At 51.8% G+C, this 19,959-nt stretch carries 15 protein-coding genes and 1 riboswitch; of the genes, 7 read left to right on the plus strand and 8 right to left on the minus strand.

Annotated features, from left to right (window positions below):
• Window positions 1-469 precede the first annotated feature (469 nt).
• Genes A3842_RS27150 through A3842_RS27165 form a run of 4 tightly spaced genes read right to left on the minus strand, consistent with a single transcriptional unit; the run spans window position 470 to window position 4,284 of the window.
• On the minus strand, window positions 470-1,543 hold the full coding sequence (locus tag A3842_RS27150; protein WP_074103375.1) for an ABC transporter substrate-binding protein: 1,074 nt from the start codon (window positions 1,541-1,543) through the stop codon (window positions 470-472).
• Entirely contained in the window at window positions 1,540-2,367 is an 828-nt protein-coding gene (locus tag A3842_RS27155; protein WP_074103376.1) for an ABC transporter permease, read from the minus strand. Before A3842_RS27155 ends, A3842_RS27150 begins: the two co-directional genes overlap by 4 nt.
• Window positions 2,367-3,170, minus strand: coding sequence for an ABC transporter permease (locus A3842_RS27160; RefSeq protein ID WP_074088452.1), 804 nt, complete (start codon window positions 3,168-3,170; stop codon window positions 2,367-2,369). The genes A3842_RS27155 and A3842_RS27160 overlap by 1 nt, the downstream gene beginning before the upstream one ends.
• Window positions 3,160-4,284 (minus strand): ABC transporter ATP-binding protein, encoded by a 1,125-nt coding sequence (locus A3842_RS27165; RefSeq protein WP_074103377.1) that lies wholly within the window; start codon window positions 4,282-4,284, stop codon window positions 3,160-3,162. The genes A3842_RS27160 and A3842_RS27165 overlap by 11 nt, the downstream gene beginning before the upstream one ends.
• Window positions 4,285-4,582: 298 nt before the next feature.
• Between A3842_RS27165 and A3842_RS27170 the strand changes: the two genes are divergently transcribed.
• On the plus strand, window positions 4,583-5,683 hold the full coding sequence (locus A3842_RS27170; RefSeq protein ID WP_074103378.1) for an FUSC family protein: 1,101 nt from the start codon (window positions 4,583-4,585) through the stop codon (window positions 5,681-5,683).
• Window positions 5,684-5,988: 305 nt separating this feature from the next.
• Window positions 5,989-6,082, plus strand: a riboswitch (cyclic di-GMP riboswitch).
• Between the two features lie 102 nt (window positions 6,083-6,184).
• Window positions 6,185-8,071 (plus strand): flagellar assembly protein A, encoded by a 1,887-nt coding sequence (locus tag A3842_RS27175; RefSeq protein ID WP_074103379.1) that lies wholly within the window; start codon window positions 6,185-6,187, stop codon window positions 8,069-8,071.
• Window positions 8,072-8,169: 98 nt separating this feature from the next.
• Here the strand turns inward: A3842_RS27175 and A3842_RS27180 are convergent, their stop codons facing one another.
• A complete protein-coding gene (locus tag A3842_RS27180; protein WP_074088448.1) occupies window positions 8,170-8,772 on the minus strand; it encodes a flavin reductase family protein in 603 nt (200 codons plus the stop codon).
• A gap of 13 nt (window positions 8,773-8,785) precedes the next feature.
• Window positions 8,786-9,679 (minus strand): DMT family transporter, encoded by an 894-nt coding sequence (locus tag A3842_RS27185; protein ID WP_074088447.1) that lies wholly within the window; start codon window positions 9,677-9,679, stop codon window positions 8,786-8,788.
• Between the two features lie 95 nt (window positions 9,680-9,774).
• Here A3842_RS27185 and A3842_RS27190 point away from each other — a divergent pair, with 95 nt between their 5' ends.
• Window positions 9,775-10,686 (plus strand): LysR family transcriptional regulator, encoded by a 912-nt coding sequence (locus tag A3842_RS27190; protein ID WP_083609754.1) that lies wholly within the window; start codon window positions 9,775-9,777, stop codon window positions 10,684-10,686.
• Between the two features lie 34 nt (window positions 10,687-10,720).
• Window positions 10,721-11,695 carry an aldo/keto reductase gene (locus A3842_RS27195; RefSeq protein WP_074103381.1) on the plus strand — a complete coding sequence of 325 codons (975 nt, stop codon included), beginning with the start codon at window positions 10,721-10,723 and terminating at the stop codon, window positions 11,693-11,695.
• 640 nt (window positions 11,696-12,335) lie between these two features.
• Here A3842_RS27195 and hcp read toward each other — a convergent pair.
• Window positions 12,336-13,988 (minus strand): hydroxylamine reductase, encoded by a 1,653-nt coding sequence (hcp, locus tag A3842_RS27200; RefSeq protein ID WP_083609755.1) that lies wholly within the window; start codon window positions 13,986-13,988, stop codon window positions 12,336-12,338.
• A gap of 141 nt (window positions 13,989-14,129) precedes the next feature.
• On the opposite strand from hcp, the gene A3842_RS27205 reads away from it, so the two are divergent.
• Window positions 14,130-14,837, plus strand: coding sequence for a Crp/Fnr family transcriptional regulator (locus A3842_RS27205; RefSeq protein WP_074103382.1), 708 nt, complete (start codon window positions 14,130-14,132; stop codon window positions 14,835-14,837).
• A gap of 55 nt (window positions 14,838-14,892) precedes the next feature.
• Window positions 14,893-15,276 (plus strand): RidA family protein, encoded by a 384-nt coding sequence (locus A3842_RS27210; RefSeq protein ID WP_074088443.1) that lies wholly within the window; start codon window positions 14,893-14,895, stop codon window positions 15,274-15,276.
• Between the two features lie 130 nt (window positions 15,277-15,406).
• On the opposite strand, the gene A3842_RS27215 is transcribed toward A3842_RS27210, so the two are convergent.
• Window positions 15,407-18,373, minus strand: coding sequence for an ABC transporter substrate binding protein (locus A3842_RS27215; protein WP_074103383.1), 2,967 nt, complete (start codon window positions 18,371-18,373; stop codon window positions 15,407-15,409).
• Window positions 18,374-18,635: 262 nt separating this feature from the next.
• Between A3842_RS27215 and A3842_RS27220 the strand changes: the two genes are divergently transcribed.
• Window positions 18,636-19,613 (plus strand): LacI family DNA-binding transcriptional regulator, encoded by a 978-nt coding sequence (locus tag A3842_RS27220; protein ID WP_074103384.1) that lies wholly within the window; start codon window positions 18,636-18,638, stop codon window positions 19,611-19,613.
• The last annotated feature ends 346 nt before the right edge of the window (window positions 19,614-19,959 follow it).

Consider the following 19,959-nt stretch of genomic DNA (forward strand, 5'->3'; position numbering starts at 1 on the left):
GGGGTACGGGGGTACGGAGGCCCCACAGCCTAAACCACCCGACTTTGGCCGCAGCCTGCCTTCGTAACTCATTAGGCATGGTTCCACCACCCACGGCTCCACGGAAAGAGCCTGACGCGTAGTTCAACGTCAGGCTCTTTTGCCGAGTGTGCTGCCAAGCGCTTGTACAGACCCGTTCCCGGAGCCTCGCACAGCAGCAACAATAGATGATTTTCCAGCTTATCCAGCTCTTCCAGCTCTTCCAGCTCTTCTAGCTCTTCTAGCTTATCCAGCTTTTCTAGCTCTTCTAGCTTATCCAGCTTTTCTGGACCTTCCAGACTTTCCGGATTTCGCAGCTTTCTCGGATTTCATATCTCTTCCAGCTTTCCCGGATTTCACATCTCTTCCATCTTTCCCAACCTTCCCAGCCTTCCCAACCGTTCTATCTCAGCCCAGCCCATTACCAGGTCATCCCTACCCCTTTCGCCACTCACTTCTTGTTCATCTTGAAGCGCAGGAACAGCTCGTTGTAGTGAGCGAGCATCCGTTTGCCGAGGTTGTCGTAGACCTCCAGCTTGTCGGTGATTTCGGCGGGCGGGTAGAAGCGGGTATCCCCGGAGATATCCTCGGGAAGCAGCTTCAGCGACGGAATGTTGGGAGTGGAGTAACCGACATACTCTGCGTTTTTGGCGGCCACATCGGGGCGGAGCATGAAGTTGATGAACTTGTGTGCCCCTTCCACGTTGGCTGCCTTGCGCGGAATGACCATGTTATCGAACCATTTGTTCGAGCCTTCCTTTGGCACCACGTAATCCAGCTTGTCGTTCTGGTCCATGATTTCCGAAGCATCGCCGGACCATACGATCCCAACAGCCGCTTCTTCATTCGCCAGCAGCATCTTGATCTCATCGCCGACAATCGCCTTCACGTTAGGGGAGAGCCTGTCAAGCTTGGTCAGCGCCTCCTGCAGATGCTCCTCATTCTTGTCGTTGACCGAATAGTGCAGGCTGTTCAGCGCCATACCCATGACCTCGCGGGCACCATCCACAAGGAAGATATTATTCTTCAGCCTGCTGTCCCACAGGGAATCCCAGCTGCTGAAATCCATACCCTTGGTCATGTCCGGGTTGAAGATAATCCCGACCGTCCCCCAGAAATAGGGCACGGAATACACGTTCCCCGGATCGAACGACAGATTCATAAACCGCGAATCGATGTTGGCCAGATTCGGAATCTTGCTTTTATCCAGCGGCAGCAGCAGGTTCTCTTCCCGCATTTTGGCAATGGCGTAGTCGGACGGGACCACAACATCGAAGTTCGTACCGCCCTGCTCAACCTTGGTCAGCATAGCTTCATTGGAGTCAAACGTCTGGTAGATGACCGTGATTCCGGTCTCTTTCTCGAACTGCTTCAACAGCTCAGGCTCAATATAATCGCCCCAGTTGTAGATGGTCAGCGTATTCCCCCCGGAATATCCCTCAGCCGAGTTCAGCCGGGCCGCGAGGAACATCAGCCCGAAGGCCACAATAAGAATCGCCAGAAAGGCATTTACCAGTTGCTTCATCTAGGCACCCCCATTTCGGCGGCAGGCTCGGTGAGCGGAGCTGCCGGGCGGTTCTTGCGGCGGTTCAGGAAGTAATACCCGGTCACCAGCAGAATGGTGAACAGGAAGATGAGCGTCGACAGCGCATTGATCGACAGAGATACACCTTGCCGCGCGCGGGAGTAGATCTCCACCGACAGCGTGGAATATCCATTCCCGGTGACAAAGAATGTCACCGCAAAATCATCCAGTGAATACGTCAGGGCCATGAAAAACCCGCTGAAAATCCCCGGTTTGATAATCGGCAGCACGACCTTCGTCAGCACATCACGGCGGCTGGCCCCGAGATCCCGGGCCGCATCGGTCAGCGTTGGACTCATCTCCTGCAGATGCGGCAGGATCATCAGCACAGCAATCGGCACACTGAATGCCACATGCGAGAGCAGGACTGACGTGAAGCCGAGCTTAACGCCAACAATGGTGAACAGGATGAGAAAGGAGGCCCCGATAATGACGTCGGGACTGACGATTAGCACATTGTTGAGCGAGAGCAGCGTGTTTTTGGCCCGCCGGCTGCGGACACGCTGAATGGCCAGTGCGCCGATAATCGCGATCAGCGTGGCAATCGCCGAAGACAGCAGCGCAATGACCAGTGTGTTGATGACAATAATCATCAGCCGGGTATCCTGAAGGACCTCGCGGTAATACTCCAGCGTGAAGCCCTTGAATTCATGCATCGTGCCCCCGCTATTGAACGAGTAATACATCAGATACAGAATCGGTGCATAGAGCACGGCGAAGACCAGAACCAGATACAGGTTGGCAAATCCGTTTTTATTCCTCACTAGCGCACCCCTTTCCGTGAACCGCCCGTCAGCACCATGAACAGCGCCATAATGACGATCAGGAAGACGGCAACGGTAGAGCCCATGCCCCAGTCCTGTGTGACCAGAAAATGCTGCTCAATCGCGGTACCCAGGGTAATCACACGGTTGCCGGCGATAAGGCGCGTAATCATGAACAGCGATAAGGCCGGAATGAACACCGCCATGCAGCCGGAACGCACTCCCGAGATCGTCAGCGGGAAAATTACCCGCCGGAAGGTCGTCCACCCGGATGCGCCCAAATCGCGCGCGGCATCTACCAACGACAAATTCAGCTCCTCCAGAGCGCTGAAGATCGGCAGGATCATGAACGGAATAAAGATATACACCGACACAAATACAAAGCTGAAACCCGTAAACAGAATCTGCTGTTCCCCGATCCCGAGCAGGTCGAAGAAATTATTAATCGGCCCAAAGGTGCCAAATATCCCGATGAACGCATACGTCTTCAGCAGCAGATTAATCCAAGTGGGGAGAATAATCAGCAGCAGCCACAGCTGCTTATGCTTGGTCCGTGTGAGCAGATAAGCTGCCGGATAAGCAACCAAAAGCGAGAACACCGTGATCAGGAATGCATACCAGAAGGAGTTAAGCATCATCCGCATATATACTGGTGTGAAGAAATTAATATAGTTATCCAGAGTGAGATGCCCGTCCAGGTCAAACAGGGAATAATAGAGGACCAGCAGCACCGGTGCGATGACAAACAGCGCGATCCACAAGTAATAAGGGATGAGAACATACGACCGGCCCTTACTGTTCATGGCTTTCCACCTCGCCGTACGCTTCCAGACGTTTGTCGAATTCTTCCTCCGTTTCACCGAAACGCATGACATGAATCGCTTCAGGGTCAAAATAAAGCCCGATTTCGCTGCCGACCTCGGCCTTCCGGGTAGAATGGACCAGCCACTCATGGCCGGATTCATCATAGCAGCTGATCTCGTAGTGTACACCCCGGAACAGCTGGGAATCTACGCGCACACGCAGCTTGCCCTGCTCAAGTGTGGCGATTTCCAGATCCTCAGGACGAATGACAATCTCTACCGCTTCATTCCGTTTGAGTCCCGCATCGACACATTCAAACCGGTGCCCGCCCCACTCCACGAGGTAGTCGTCAATCATCACACCCGGCACAATATTCGACTCTCCGATGAAATCGGCCACGAAGCGGTTGATTGGCTCATCATAAATATCATTGGGCGTGCCGCTCTGTTCGATCCGTCCGCCGTTCATGACGAAGATCCAGTCCGACATCGCGAGCGCCTCTTCCTGGTCATGGGTCACGAAGATAAAGGTAATACCCAGCCGTTGCTGCATTTCCCGCAGAATATATTGCATCTCAGTACGAAGCTTCAGATCCAGCGCAGATAACGGCTCATCCAGCAGCAGCACCTGTGGCTCGTTGACGATGGCGCGGGCAATCGCTACACGCTGTCTTTGTCCGCCGGACATTTCATTAATGGCGCGCTGATCGTAGCCTACGAGGTTCACAAAGCGCAGCGCTTCCTGCACCTTTTGCGTGATCACATCCTTCTTAAGCTTTTTAATACGCAGTCCGAAGGCCACATTCTCGAATACGTTCAGGTGCGGAAACAGGGCATAATCCTGAAAAACCGTATTGACCTGGCGTTCGTTGGCAGGAATGTGGTTGATCATTTGGCCATTGAGAACGATCGAGCCTTCCGTGGGTTCGGCGAAGCCGGCGATCAACCGCAGAATAGTCGTCTTGCCGCAGCCCGAAGGGCCCAGCAGGGTATAGAACTTGCCGCGTTCGATCTCGAAGCTGACGCCTTTTAGTACCGGCTCTTCATCGTCGTATTGTTTAACCACCTGGTCAAAAGAAATAATAGTGCCTTCCGGGGTAGCTATAGCTAACAACCTCCCTTACCTTATGTAATACAACCTATTTTACCCGCTTCTTGCGGGAGGAAATCGAAATGGCATGCTCAGCGCGAATAAGCGACAGTTCCCCCCTTCCTTCGACATACTTCCATAATATACAGCATAAAGGATAAGTCCTATATATGCGATAGCATTCATTGGTGAAAATCAGCACCGGAAACTTAACAAGTTCGTAAAAATTAAGGCTCTTCCGGCCCGTTTTGCGGTGCTATAATGAAAACGGCTGAAAGTCATTTCATTTTTTCTCTTAATAACCTGAAAGAAGATGACCCTCATGAACGAAGGATTACAGGACCGCCTGGAGAAATTCGGACTGTCTTTATATATGATACGCGTTACACTGGCTGCTTCACTCTCCTGGCTGACGGTGCACACCCTGTACGAGGACAGCTACTTATATTTCGCTCCACTGGCGGCAATTCTGATCACTCAGGGAAGCGTCAAGGCTTCCTTTGAAAAAGGTGTATACCGGATGACCGGCGTTGTGCTGGGCGGAATTGTGAGCTTGATCGTGGGACGATTCTTCGATGTCGGAGCGCTCTCCATTCTGCTGATGCTGCTGGTTGGCATCGGAGTCGCTACTGCCTGCCGGATTAATATCCAAGCCATCTCCCAGGTCGGTGTAACCTCTGTTCTGGCCCTTACCTTCTATCATGACCATTATATCGAGTGGCGGGTCGCCGAAACGCTTATCGGAGTCATTATTGCGCTAATCATCAATATGATTATCGTTCCGCCTAAGGGGTTCGTCAAGGTGAAAGGCTTGGCACTCGAAGGCAGTCTGCTGCTGGCTGATGCCCTAAGCGGCCTTGCGGGTGGCGGACGGGGAGCGCCTCCGGTTTCGGATACGCTGGCACGTTCCGCTTCGCTGCTGGCCAAGAGCGAGCAACAGCAAAAGGAACTACATTATACCCTAACGCATTACCAGTGCCGCAGCGAGCTTCGCGGACTCTCCCAGGCCACTGCACATCTCAAACAAATACAATGCTATGTCAAGGAGATCAGCTCAGAAATTGCGCTGCTGCCAACACATCATGCTGCGGCTGACTGGATGGCAGAGATCGTAACTGCCACCGCAGACTGTATCGCGCTCTATGGTACCAAAACACTCTCAGATGCCGAAAGTCAGCATTCGCTTCCCGAGTCACTGCGCCGGGCCCGTGATCTTCAGCTAGCCTGGTTCTCGGAGCTGCAGGGACAATGCTCACTGACCTCCATCCGCGATCTCGGCGCGGTCTTCTCCCACCTGAACCGGGTGCTGGAGGAAATCGAACAGGCCGACTACGTGGTGATATCAGCCGCACCGCAGAACAGCAAGACTGAGGCAGCCCGCGCTATACACTTCATACAAAAAGGACTCTCCCACAAGCTTTAGGCTTGGGAGCGTCCTTTTTTTCTGGAGTATCGGCCATAATCCCCCGCTAAATCCCCTTTTAGTTTAGAATTCAATAAACAGAAAAAAATCCTTAATTACATTTAATTTACAATAAATCAACAATTAGTTACATTTATCATTATTTATAGTCTAAATCAATTATTCCAGTTGAAAATTCGCTACTTAAGTACTAGAATTAATGTTGTTTGCTGAAGTTTTTATTGGACAGAGTGCCAGTATTGACCATTTTTTTGTCGATTGTAGTCGATTTAAATGGGCCTTGTACTGAGTATATATCATTGATCTATTCCTAAAGGCAAACTGTCTGAAAGGACAGGACGCAAAGCCATGGGCCTAAGAGTACAGTTATTGCTGTTTTATGGTCGCCAGGTTGCCAATAGAGACGCCATTTGGTCGGATATCCCAAGATATCGCATCACGGCTCCATGATGTTCTTTCTGTACAGATACCATTGATTATACGAAAAGTGAGGTTACGAGAATGCCGCAGCATATTATCGAACGTTCACGGTACGAGTTCATTGCTTCCATGCTTCTTGGAAAGCACGATCTCATGGATCTTTATTCTGTGGATGCTCAGACGTTTGGCGGAACAGACAGAGCGAAGAACGGCGTTATCATTATCCAGAACAACCAAATTTTCATCACCCCTCCTCTGCCTGGCGGCATGCCGGCTGTAATTTCAGCTGTCCATCCCGTAATTCTTAAGATCAATGGACAAACCCTCACAGAGCCAACTCCAATCACGTCTGCAGATGATCTCACCTGGGAGATTTGCGAGAAGCCACAATACCAGATTACCGTATCCGATGATAAGCTCAAAGTGTACTTTACGCTTTACCGTGCCGAAAGATATGCCTGGAACCTGGTCAACAGTCCGGCTTCAGCCAATGTCACTGTACGTGCAGAAATGAACCGTGATTCCTTGTTGTCCGTTCTGTCGATAGCGCAGATTATGTCTGGCCTTGAGAAAAGCTCCATTGTCAGCTCGCTCAACATCCCCGCTCTCTATGAGGAGCTGAACAACCCGACCTATCTTCCTGTCTGCATAGCAGAAGGCAAGGCTCCCGTACCCGGGACCAATGCGAGGCTGGAGCTGCTGTTTCCGAAGAAAATAGAAAATGCATTTAAGGGGACATGCCTTTCTGAAGATGAATCCTGCCACGGTGAATTCCTTACTGTCCAGGAAGGCGAAGTGTTTGCACAGAAGCTGCCACCCCAAGAGGGCCTGCCTGGATTCACCGTGTACGGAGGTGTCCTTCCCCCGCCCCCGCCGCGGGACCTTACTCTATTGACCGGACATTATGCGTCACTGCTTCCGGGGGGACAGATCTCTGCCCGCTGTAAAGGCAGACCGCGTATTACCGGAAACGGAACCTTTGTGAAAACGATTGATTTCCCCCAAACCTATGTGGTTCCGCAGAATGATGCCGTGGAACCAGCCACCATCAGGTTCCCGGGAGATGTCATTGCAGCTCATCCTCTGAACAAGAACACGGTGATTGAAGCCTTGGGTAATGTATACATATACGGTGACGTTCACAATTCCAGAATTGCAGCAACAGGCAGTATATTTATCAGCGGCAAGGCCGTCGATAGTGAATTGTATGCCGGAGCGTTCGGCGCCGCACACCACCGTCTGTGCAGCTTTTCTGAGCTGCTGATCCAAGAGATCTCCAGTCTGAGAGAAGCAGCTAAGAACCTTGCCGAGACGGTCGAGTCCACGATGCAGACGGTAAAGTACGGCCTAGTCATTATGCTGCTGCTGGAAAGCAAATATGAGCATCTTCCCCTTCTGATTAGCGATATGCGGGAACTGTTGTCGGACTTGAGCGCTGACTACCCGCAGGATACCAAAATTGTGAGGCACATGATGGATATTTTTCTGAGACCCGGACATTTTACCGACCTCATTACGGATGCGGGAATAGGCTCTTTTCTGAGTCTGCTTAAAAACCTTATCGAGGGAATCTCCCTCATGCAGGAGGAGCAAGTCCGGATCGATATTTCGGGGGCACAGAACAGCATCATTAAATCCGGCGGAGATATCCATATTCATGGGGAAGGGATTGGCCGGAGCACGCTGTGTTCCTGCGGCGATATTTATTTTGCGAAGGATGGTTCCATGTGCTCCGACTCCGCTATGGAAGCAGAGGGAACGATCACAGCTCAGAATGTCAGCGGTGAGTCCCTTCCCGGATCGCTCCTTGTGGCAGGCCAGCAAATCACAGCTAGCGCCATTCATAATGCATCAGTAACCATAGACGGGTATTCCTTAGAGATTGCTAAACCCGGCGGGGGAATTACGTTTACAGCCAAGAGCCTGAAACAAAAATGCAGAGAATCCGGCGCTATTCCCATCGAATAACCACCAGAATCCTCTACATACAGCATGAATCGCCAAAAAAACAAAGAGACCCTGCAGAGCCGCGTGGCGGCATCCTGCTGGGTCTCTTTTCCGAGCGCTCAAGATTCGTACTGGGGTCTTTCTAGCTCAAACGTCCGGCCGATGGCCGCATAAGAAGCTCCGGCAAGACGGCTGACCGGCTTCAGCTTAGCAGCGTCAATGCGCCCGCCCTGAATCAGTTCATCCTCTATATAGAAACAGAGCACTTCACCGACCAGCATATCGCAGTGTCCCAGCTCCACATGCCGCACGAGACGGCATTCCATGGCGATCCTGCACTCCTCTATACGCGGAACCCGGATCATCTGCCCGGGTATTGGCGTAAGTCCGGCCAACTCCACCTCGCTGATGCCTTCAGGGGCATTGATCGAGGTGTGATTAATAGCGCCAACATTATCCTCGTCCACGATATGTACAACAAACTCTCCATTTCCCAAAATGTTGCTTGCGGTGTGCTTCATCTCTCCGGTTGCCTTGCGCACACAGGAGATCATAATCATTGGAGGTTCATCATTCACAATATTAAAAAAGCTAAATGGGGCGGCGTTCACTACGCCTTGTTCGTTCATCGAGGTGACAAAGGCAATGGGCCGGGGAATAATACTGCCGATCAGCAGCTTGTAGTTATCATGCGCCGTTTGTTCAGAAGCTTTGATATACATGGTACACCTCCAATTAATGAGTAGGACGTCTTAGGGTTCTTCGGCTTATTCTAACATTAACCAGAACAATGCTGCTCACAATAAGCAGCAGGCCAATCACCAGATTCAAGGTAATCTGCTCATGCAGCAGCACTACACTTGAACCGATGGAGATTAGCGGAATCAGGAAGGTGAACGAACCTACTCTTCCCGCCTCCCCATCCTTAATAAGATTGAAATATACCATCCAGCCCAGGGCAATCACAAATACGGAAATAAACAGGGTGTTCAAGATAAAAGCCGCATTCCAGGTGATATCCGCCCAGCTCTCGGTCACCGACCCTGCAGCCAGCAGAATGATGCCGCCGATCATAATCTGCATGGCGGTCATCCAGAGCATATCTACCCGCGCCGCATTGCGTTTGGTATAGACGGTGGCAAACGCCCAACTGAGCGCACTGGCCAAGGCGAGCACAATTCCCTGGACCGAGATGCTCCCGTTGAAGCCGCCGATGCTGAGCGAGGCCACGCCGAGGAAACCAAGCAGGAGACCGGCCAGCTTCAGGCCGTACATGCTCTCCCCCAGCCAGATCCAGGCGAAGATACCGAGCAGCACCGGCTGCAGGAAGACGATGGCCGAGAACAGGCCGGAGGGCACATACTGCAGGCCAATGGTCTGGAAGCCATAATAGAAGACGATACTTAGAAAAGCCGAAATCAGATATACAGGCCACAGCCGCTTAAAATCAAGCTTCTTCCACTTCGGAAGCGCAGCGAATATCAGAATTATACCGGCGATCACGGTTCGGATGCCGGCAAACAAAAGCGGCGGAGCGTAATGTAGAGCAATTTTGGAAAGAGGCCAATTGATGCCCCAGACAATAACCAGAAAGATAAGCAAAGCAATGGTTTTTCTCTGCTGATGCATGTATTCACCTCTTGTTCTATTTTCAACCTAATGATACATTAAAATTAGTTATAATTGAAATGAATTATACTCATAAGGGGCATACCAAATCTGATATGAACAATACTCAAATTCGTTTGTTTGTCAGCATCGCCGAAAGCGGCAGCTTCACCAAAGCCGGATTGGAAATGAATATGACCCAGCCGGCAGTCAGCCGGGCAATCTCTGCACTGGAGGCGGAGCTTGCGGTAAAGCTGCTGCTGCGGGACCGGCGCAACGGGCTGATGCTGACCGATATTGGCAAGCGCGTCCTTGTTGTTTTCCGTGAGATTCTGATCGGGTATGACAAAGTGGAACAGGAGATCGCCGCTGAGAAGGGGCTAGAGAAGGGGCTGATCCGGATCGGGGCATTTCCGGTTGCCTCGGCCCACCTGGTACCGAAGATTATTCGCGAAATCGCGGCAAGCTACCCCGAAATTGAGATCAGGCTGTTTGAAGGAACCGTAGCCGAGGTGAAGGAATGGCTGGAAGCCCGGATCATCGATGTGGGACTGATCATTCCGCCGGAAGGGGAGTTCGACTCCGTTCCGCTTTATCGGGAGAAGCTGTATGCTGTACTCCAGGATGACCATCGGCTCCGGCACAAGCACGTCATTTGCGTGAAGGATCTGGAAGATGAGCCGATGCTGATCTGCAGATCCGGGTATGAGCCTCCGGTAGTTGATTTATTCAAGAGGGGTGACAGTAACCTCAATGTAAAATATGAGGTCAGCAGCTATATGACTGCACTGAGTATGGTGAAGGAAGGGCTGGCTGTGGGCGTGATGTCCCAGCTCTCACTGCTCTCGCTTCCTCCGGGTGTGATTATCCGGGAGCTTGCTCCCGATGCCTACCGGGATATTCATCTCGCGGTCAACTCCCTTGCAGAAGTTTCGATTGCCGTCAGATTGTTCATGGATACCGCACTGCGGCTAACCTCGGAGTCCGGTACTGCTGTACCCCCGTCTATCCAGGGCGGACGAGTATAGCTGTTCAGATGGAATGAAAAAGGAGTGAGATGAAGTGAAAATTAATCGTTTGGGCCACAGCGGGTTGCAGGTCTCTGCGCTGGGCCTCGGAACCAATGCGTTCGGAAAAAGAGCCGATGAGCAGACCTCCATTGACATTGTTCATGCCGCGCTCGATCTGGGAATTAACTTTATAGATACCGCGAATATTTATGCCGGGACAGAATCGGAGCGAATTATCGGACTGGCGCTTGAGGGGAGACGGGAGAAAGCGGTCCTGGCTACCAAGGCAGGGCTGCCGGTACATGGAGGACCCGGGGGCAGCGGCTCTTCCCGTCATCATCTGATGCAGGAGCTGGAGGGAAGCCTACGCCGCCTGAAGACAGACTATGTGGATCTGTATCAGATACATACCTTCGATCCCTATACACCGCTGGAAGAAACCCTCCGTACCTTAGATGATATGGTATCCGCAGGCAAGGTCCGCTATATCGGCGCTTCCAATTATGCCGCCTGGGAGCTCATGAAGGCACTGGGAATTAGCGAAGCCCGCAATCTGGTCAAGTATGTCTCCATTCAGACCAGCTATTCTCTTGCCGACCGCACACCAGAGGGCGAGCTGCTTCCCCTCTGTCTGGATCAGGGAATCGGCATTATCCCTTACTTCCCGCTGGCCGGAGGCATACTCACCGGCAAATATGGCGGGAGCGGGCCCGCTCCTGCCGGCTCCAGAGCGCAGACCGATCCGAACTTCAGCCGCTTCCTGACCACAGACCGGATCGCTCTTGGCAATACGGTCGGAGGCGTCGCCACTGAGCTGGCGACCTCCCCAACTGTGCTGTCGCTGGCCTGGCTGATGCACCAGCCGGCCGTCTCTACCGTCATTGTCGGCGCTACGAAACCCGCGCAGCTGCAAGAAAGCATCCAGAGCGCTGCGCTCGCTCTGGATGCCGGCAGCCTGCACCGGCTGGACGAAGCCAGCCGGGCCTTCCGGCACGGCGAGCCGTTCGCCTACTACCGGCTGCCGTAACGGAAGCGGCATAAGAAAAAAGGGCTGGCCAAGGGCATCCTAACGGGCCTTTGTTTTGGTACCGAAGGCCGAATTCAAAGGTATAAATACCTTTGGTTGAACAGACTGGGCTCACTTGGCCACATTCAAAGGTATAAATACCTTTGGTTGAACAGACTGGGCTCACTTGGCCACATTCAAAGGTATAAATACCTTTGGTTGAGCAGACTGGGCTCACTTGGCCACATTCAAAGGTATAAATACCTTTGGTTGAGCAGACTGAGCTCACTTGGCCACATTCAAAGGTATAAATACCTTTGGTTGAGCAGACTGAGCTCACTTGGCCACATTCAAAGGTATAAATACCTTTGGTTGAGCAGACTGGGCTCACTTGGCCACATTCAAAGGTATAAATACCTTTGGTTGAGCAGACTGAGCTCACTTGGCCACATTCAAAGGTATAAATACCTTTGGTTGAACAGACTGGGCGAACTGTGTGGGGCTCACAGCTCGCACAGTTCCCTTAGGCGCATGCCAGTCACAGTTCATCTGTGGAGCCAACGGCGGCAGATCAATCACGAAAACAGCGATTCTCCAATATCGGAGAATCGCTGTTTTGCATGACTATAAATGGTTGCTTTATTTCAAGAAAGAGCACTTGTTACACAGCAGCGATAAAATGCTCCATATCCTCTTTTACAGTTGTAATACCGCTAATCCCGAAGGTGTCTACCAGCACCTGGGCCACGTTCGGGGAGAGGAAGGCCGGCAGCGTCGGGCCGAGGTGAATATTCTTGACCCCCAGATGCAGCAGGGCCAGCAGGACAATAACTGCCTTTTGCTCGTACCAGGCAATATTGTAGGCAATCGGCAGATCATTAATGTCATCCAGTCCGAATACCTCTTTCAGCTTCAGCGCAATGACGACCAGAGAATAGGAGTCGTTGCATTGTCCGGCATCCAGCACGCGGGGAATCCCGCCGATCTCACCAAGCGCCAGCTTATTGTATTTATACTTCGCGCAACCCGCCGTCAGGATCACTGTATCCTCCGGCAGTTCGGCAGCGAAATCGGTATAGTAATTCCGGCTCTTCATCCGGCCGTCGCAGCCTGCCATCACGAAGAACTGCTTGATTGCGCCGCTCTGTACCGCTTCTACCACCTGATCGGCCACATTCATTACCGCAGCATGGGCGAAGCCGCCGACAATCTCTCCGGTCTCGATTTCAGTCGGTGCATCGCAGTTCTTGGCCTGTTCAATGACCGCAGAGAAATCTTTCTCTCCGTTCTCATCAGCCGCAATATGCTGCACTCCAGGGAAGCCGGTATGACCTGTGGTGTACAGACGGTTTATATAGCTCTCCTTAGGAGGTACAATACAGTTCGTAGTCATCAGAATCGGACCATTAAAGCTCGCAAATTCCTCGGTTTGCTTCCACCAGGCGTTCCCGTAATTGCCTACGAAATGGCTGTACTTTTTGAAGGCAGGATAATAGTGGGCCGGCAGCATCTCACTGTGTGTATACACATCCACTCCGGTCCCTTCCGTCTGCTTCAGGAGCGCCTCCATATCCTTCAGGTCATGCCCGCTGATCAGAATTCCCGGACGGGCTCCCACGCCGATATTCACCTTGGTGATCTCCGGGTTGCCATAAGTCGTTGTATTCGCCCGGTCCAGCAGCGCCATTACATCCACACCCAGCTTCCCGCATTCCAGAACAAGTGCCGTCAACTCATCACCACTTAGTGTGTCATCCAGTGCCGCAGCCAACCCTTTTTCCATAAAAGCCTGTGCACCGGGTTCATAATAACCCAGCACCGCCGCATGCTCCATATAGGCCGCCATCCCTTTCAGCCCATAGGTCAGCAGCTCGCGCAGGGAACGGATATCCTCATGCTCTGTGGCCAGAACACCTACCTCTTGTGCTTTCAGCATCAGCTCTTCGTCCGTACCGGCAACCCAGAGGGCTGCGTCATGACCGGTAAGGGCAACCTCTGCCCCTGCCAGCTTCAGTCTGTCTCTCCACTGGCCACGAAGCCTCACGCCTTCCCTGATGCTTTCGGTAAAATGCTCCGGGGTGAAGTTTGCATTGGTGATGGTGGCAAACATGCTCCCGGTCATAAATTTCTCCGTAGCCGGATCGGTGATCCCGAGTTCGCGGCCCCGCTGTGCAAAGATCGCAATGCCTTTTAGCGTATACAGCAGCAGATCCTGGAGATTAGCCACCTCGCTGGTTTTGCCGCAGACGCCCTGGATCGTACAGCCTGACCCCTTTGCTGCCTCCTGACATTGAAAACAGAACATTTCGCTCATTCACATTCACTCCTTATGGGTTATTGGAACCTTGCGAGGACCTCTTCATCCCGCCTTTACAGTTACCAGTAATTGTAGTAGACTTTCGTCGAACAATCGGTAACGGATGTTACCGGATACTTAAAATTCAGGAGGAAATCTATGAAACCGCACCCTGCTGTGCTGCAGGCCTGTCTGCTGTTTCGGGGACGGTCTGTGGAAGAGATTGAAGCGCTGCTGCAAAAAATGATCTACACCGTCAGCGAGTATCCGAAGAAAGCCGTAATCCTGGCTGAGGGTGATACGGCTGACCGTCTAGGCATCGTGCTCTCCGGGCGGGTGGAGGTGCAGAAGAACCATCCCACCGGCAGCGGTGTCACCATCGCCCATCTGAATCAAGGGCAGACCATTGGCGAAGCCGTTCTGTTCCGCAGGAACAACAGCGTTCCCGCCACGGCAACCGCCGCTGACCCCTGTACCATTATGTTCATCGGCAAGCAGGAGCTGCTGCGCATGTTCACGGCAGATACAGACATGCTGACCCGGTTCATTGAGAACCTGTCCGAGCGTCTGGTGCTGGTCAACCGGAAGATTGAGATGCTCTCCGCAGGCCCATTGCGGCGCCGGATTGTCGATTTCCTGCTGGAGCAAGCTGAACTGCAGTCTTCCGATCAGATCCGCCTTCCTTTCAGCAGAAAAGAATGGGCAGAGCATTTAAATACAGCAAGGCCTTCACTTTCCCGTGAAATGGGGATTCTGCGTGATCAGGGCTGGATTCAGTTCAAGGGCAGGGAGATTGCCCTGCTGGATATGCTTCAAATGAAGGATTACATTCACAGCGTAGAAGCTGCTCCCGGGGACAACCGCTGAAATACAGAGGATATGAAATGAGCTAAAGAACTTACGTAGGGGGAGAAGAACTGTTATGGAGCGAAAACAAGTGTTTACAGGCTCGCCTTGGGAGTCCACTGTAGGGTACTGCAGGGCCATCCGGGTTGGGACCCGGATTGAAGTGGCAGGAACAACAGCGATGAAGGACGGGGAAGTTGTCGGTAAAGGGGATCCCTATGGGCAGACCCGGTATATCCTGGAGATTATTGAGAAGGCGCTTGGCGAATTGGGCGCAGGCCTCGCAAATGTTGTAAGAACCAGAATGTTTGTTACGGATATCTCCAAATGGGAGGAATTCGGAAAAGCTCATGGGGAGTTTTTCAAGGATATTCAGCCTGTTGCGACAATGGTTGAGGTACAAGCGCTGATCGACCCCGATCTGCTGATTGAAATTGAAGTAGAAGCTATTGCACCCTGAAAAAAGGTACAAATGATTACCCTCTCTACAGTGGCTGCCATCGGCGCTCCAACAACGGCGTTTCTGCCGTTGTTTCAGAGCGGGTTGGCCATTTGCGCTTCGGACATTGACTCTCAAATTCTCCTCAGGTTCAGCCGGCAGTTCTGGCGGCAACCCAGGCGGCGACCTCTTTTTCCGGGATCGGTCTGCTGATAAAGTAGCCCTGGATCTTATCACAGTTTGTACGCTCCAGGAAAGCCAGCTGGTCCTGTGTCTCTACGCCTTCGGCGGTTACGTTCAGTCCCATATCATGTCCGATAGTGACAATGGAGCTGGCCAGCGACATATTGTTCGGTGCATCAATACTGTCGATAAAAGACTTATCGATCTTCAGTGTGGTAATCGGCAGCTGCTTCAGATAGCTCAGCGAGGAGTAACCTGTCCCGAAGTCGTCCAGCGCAATACCAATCCCCTTCTGCTTCAGAGATTCCAGCTTGGAGCTGATCGCTTCGAAGGATTCCATAAAGATTGACTCCGTAATCTCCAGCTCCAGATACTCCGGTGCAAGCCCAGTTTCCCTAAGTATAGTCAGTACCATTTCCGTGAAGTCATCCAGCATCAGCTGGATCACTGAGATATTGACCGAGATGCGATAACCTTCGTAACCCTGTGCGTGCAGCTCCTTCGTGAAGCGGCAGGCATTCCGGAGGACCCATTCGCCAATCGGAACAATCAGCCGGCAATCCTCGGCGATCGTGATAAATGACAGCGGAGACACAAAGCCAAGCACAGGACTATTCCAGCGGAGTAATGCCTCAAAGCCCCAGATGTCTCCTGAGCCGATATCCACCAGCGGCTGATAGTGCAGCGACAACTCATTGTTCGCAATCGCATTTCTTAAGTGATGCTCCACAATCATCCGTTCATCAAAATGCCGCTGCATCTCCTCACCATACATGACATAAGTGCCCTTGCCTTCCTCCTTCGCCTTATACATCGCGATATCGGCATTCTTCAACAGCTCACCGGCACTGGTCCCATTCTCCGGATACCTGGCAATTCCGATACTGACCGAGATATGCACACTGCTGTCATTAAGCTCAAAAGGCTCACCGAAGCCCTGAACCAGCGACTCCGCACAGAAAACCACCTCAGAATATCCGTCAATATCCTTGATCAGAATCACAAACTCATCCCCGCCAAAACGGAAATGCAAACACCGCCCGTCTGATAATTCCAGCAGCCGTTCACCCGCCTTCACCAGCAGCTGATCACCCAAGGTGTGGCCCATGGTGTCATTAATGTATTTAAAGTTATCGATATCGAGAAAAAAGAGTGCGGCTTGCCCGTCCGGATGCTCTTCGATAAAATTCTCCAGCTCTTCAGACAGTGACAGACGGTTTGGCAGACCGCTCAGGATATCGTTATAGGCCAAATACCGGTATTTCTCTTCACTGGTCTGCAGCAGCTCCTGATTCTCCACGACCTTGTTATACTGCTCCAGAAGCTCATCCTGCAGTGCCGTAAGCTCCTCATAAGTGGACTCCAGCTCCTGATAGCTCATTTGGAGCTTACTCTCATAGCCCTTACGGTCCGTAACATCAATCATCGATCCTGCAAAACGGACATACCCTCCGGCTGCATTCCGCAGCACTTTACCCCGGGCCTGAAACCATTTATACTCCCCTGACTTAGAGCGCATCCGGTATTCCGCATAATAATAGGAAGAGCGTCCCTCCAGATGCTGTGACCGCGCTTTTTCCTGCTGCTCTGCATCCTCAGGATGGACAATGTCCCTCCATCCCCCATGGCTCTCATTAATCTCATCACGTTCATAGCCCAGCAGCTCATACCAGCTGTCCGAGAAATAATAGATCATTGTGGACATATCCACGTCCCAGATCACCGCATCCGAACCATAGGCAGCGAGACTAAAGCGCTCATTGCTTTTCTCCAGGTTGCTTCTCATCCGCTTCACCAGCTGGACGTAGAACAACAAGATAAAGATAAAGGTCACCAGCACGGCAAAAGCAGCGATAATGCTCAGAACCAGCGTCTTATAGGTTTCATAGAAGGAAAAAGGTTTGTTGATAATCTCGCTGCCCTTCGGCAGCTTATTCACGGAAATGTCAAAATGCCGAAGCTCGTTATAGTCGAAAACATTCCGTTTGGTGCCATCTGTAACAATGGGCAGTTCATCGGCATGTTCCCCCTGAAGAATACGCAGCGCCAGGCTGGCTGAAGTCTGGCCCTGGATTTTGCCGCTAATCAGGCTTCCGCCAAAAGCTCCATGGTTCAGGCCGAAATCATATAAATGGTATACCGGTACGCTGCTGCTGTCCGCCAGCTCACTGGCGAATCTATCAAACTCGATAATTCTGCCGGTGGAATCGCTATAATATGTAGTCATCAGCACAATACTGTCTGAAGAAAGGGAAGAGACGTTTTGTTTGATTTGTTCAATGGAGAAACGGTTCATAGGAATGATCTCGAGACCCCGATGGAGCGAGGTAATCTGATCCATAACCATTTGGCCCGTGGAGAGTCCGCTTTCAGAGTTGTCAAATACAACATACACCTTGCGGATCAGGGGGTTAATATGCAGTGCCATTTGTATCGTTTGGGAAGAGTTGATCTGTTCGATCACACCGGTCAGATTATGCTTGTCCCGGATGCTGGCCACACCCCGTTCATTGACACCACTGAATATAATCGGCGCATCGTGCAGGAGCTCCTGCCGGTATTTCAAGGCGAAGCTAAGCGCGGCGTCATCTGTGGTAATGATGGCATCGATAGGGCTATTCTGGTATTTGAACTTCAATCTATTGTACAATTGCTGGAGATTTTCCTGGCTTGGGTAGCGTTTCCAGTCCATATACTCCGTATAGATCAAAGGCACATTGCCTGTACCTTTCAGAGTCTCTTCGATACCCGTGCTTTGTTCATCCGTCCACTCGAAACCCTTCTGATAGGAATGAAGTACCAGCACATTCTTCGGAAGAGCCTCCTCGGCGCTGGCGGTGAATGACGGATACAGAAATGCCCACAGCATGACACACAGAATCAGAGGCACAAGCCAGCTCTGCAAACCTTTGAGATGAAATCTCCCTACGCCCATTAGTATACCCCCATGCATCTATCCCAAAGTCTTCCTCATACTCCAAAGGCAGGTCCCCACACCCTTTAGAGCCGCATCACAAAACGAGGAGTTTCGACAATATACTAATTCGTTGACCAGCTTCAGCTTCCCTCTTTATATATCGTTTTCATTTAATTATACGGGGAACGTTTATTTTTTCAAACCGGGGTTTTCTAGACAGCTTAAGGCATAGGGGATAGAATAAATTAGCAGTAACCCCTTAGACAGGAGACCTTATGTTATGCCTACCATAAAAGACGTAGCCCTCAAAGCGGGCGTATCAGCGACAACCGTATCCCGGGTGCTGAACAGCAGAGGCTACTTAAGCGACGCACTGAAGAAAAAGGTCTATGCCGCGATGGAGGAACTAAACTACAGACCCAATGAGCTGGCCCGTTCGCTGAGCCGCTCCAGGTCCAATATTATCGGACTGATTATTCCCCACGTCTCACTGCCGTTCTTCGGTGAATTGACGAGCCGGATTGAGGAGCATGCCTACCGGAACGGGTATAAGCTGCTGCTCTGCAACTCCCAACAAGACAAAATCAAAGAGCTTGAGTATATCGATATGCTGCGCGCAAGCCGGGTCGACGGCATCATTATGGGCAGTCATACGCTGGAAGTAGAAGCTTACCGGCAAATGAATCTGCCCCTGGTCACCTTTGACCGGCAGATTTCACCGGATATCCCTTATGTCTGTTCAGACAACTATGCCGGAGGACAGCTGGCTACCACATTATTAATAGAAAAGGGCTGCCGGAAGCTCGCCCATATTGGCGGTCATCCTCAGCTGAACCTCTTATCCCACCTCCGGTATGAGGCTTTTGCCGATACGGCCCGGGAGCATGGCGTATGGCAAACTTCACTGCATACGGACAATAACAGTTTCGATATGCAGGCTTATGAAAGGCTGCTGGAGCAGCTATTCCGGGAGCATCCCGAGATTGACGGTATCTTCGCCGGCAGCGACCTCATCGCTGCCTACGCACTGAAAGCCTGCCGGGAGAGCGGCCGCAGCGTGCCTGAAGATGTGCGGATTATCGGCTATGACGGAATCGCACTGCGCAGCCTCTTCCATCCCGCCATCTCATCCATCCGCCAGCCGATGGATGAGATGGGCCGGCTGGCGGTAGAACTGATCGTGAAGCAGGTCGAAGGCGCCTCCGTTGCTGCCGAGAATATTTTGCCGGTAGAACTCGCGGAGGGGGCCACGACATAAAGCATGGACGAGAGCGAACCGCATGACGAAAGCGGTGGATTGCGAACAGCAAACGTGAGACGCGTTTGTAGTTGTACGAAATACAACCACCTCTCCCATACTAGCCGTAATGTGAACCGGGATCAGCCTATTTTTCCGGAATTTCAATATTTTTAATTTAGATTGAAAGGCAGTGAGAAGAACCCGCTTGTTTTCCTGATGGAGAACGGCGGAACCGTCACCCTGCAATGGTTAATTGAAGATTATCTAGATCACATGAAGCATCACTTGGAGCAAATCTTCCCGGATCAACATCTGCTGTAACCGGCTGGCTCTAATACATATTCGGAACAGAGCCTCCATTCCG

The sequence above is a fragment of the Paenibacillus sp. P3E genome, from assembly GCF_001909045.1.
Taxonomy (GTDB): Bacteria; Bacillota; Bacilli; order Paenibacillales; family Paenibacillaceae; genus Paenibacillus_AQ; species Paenibacillus_AQ helianthi.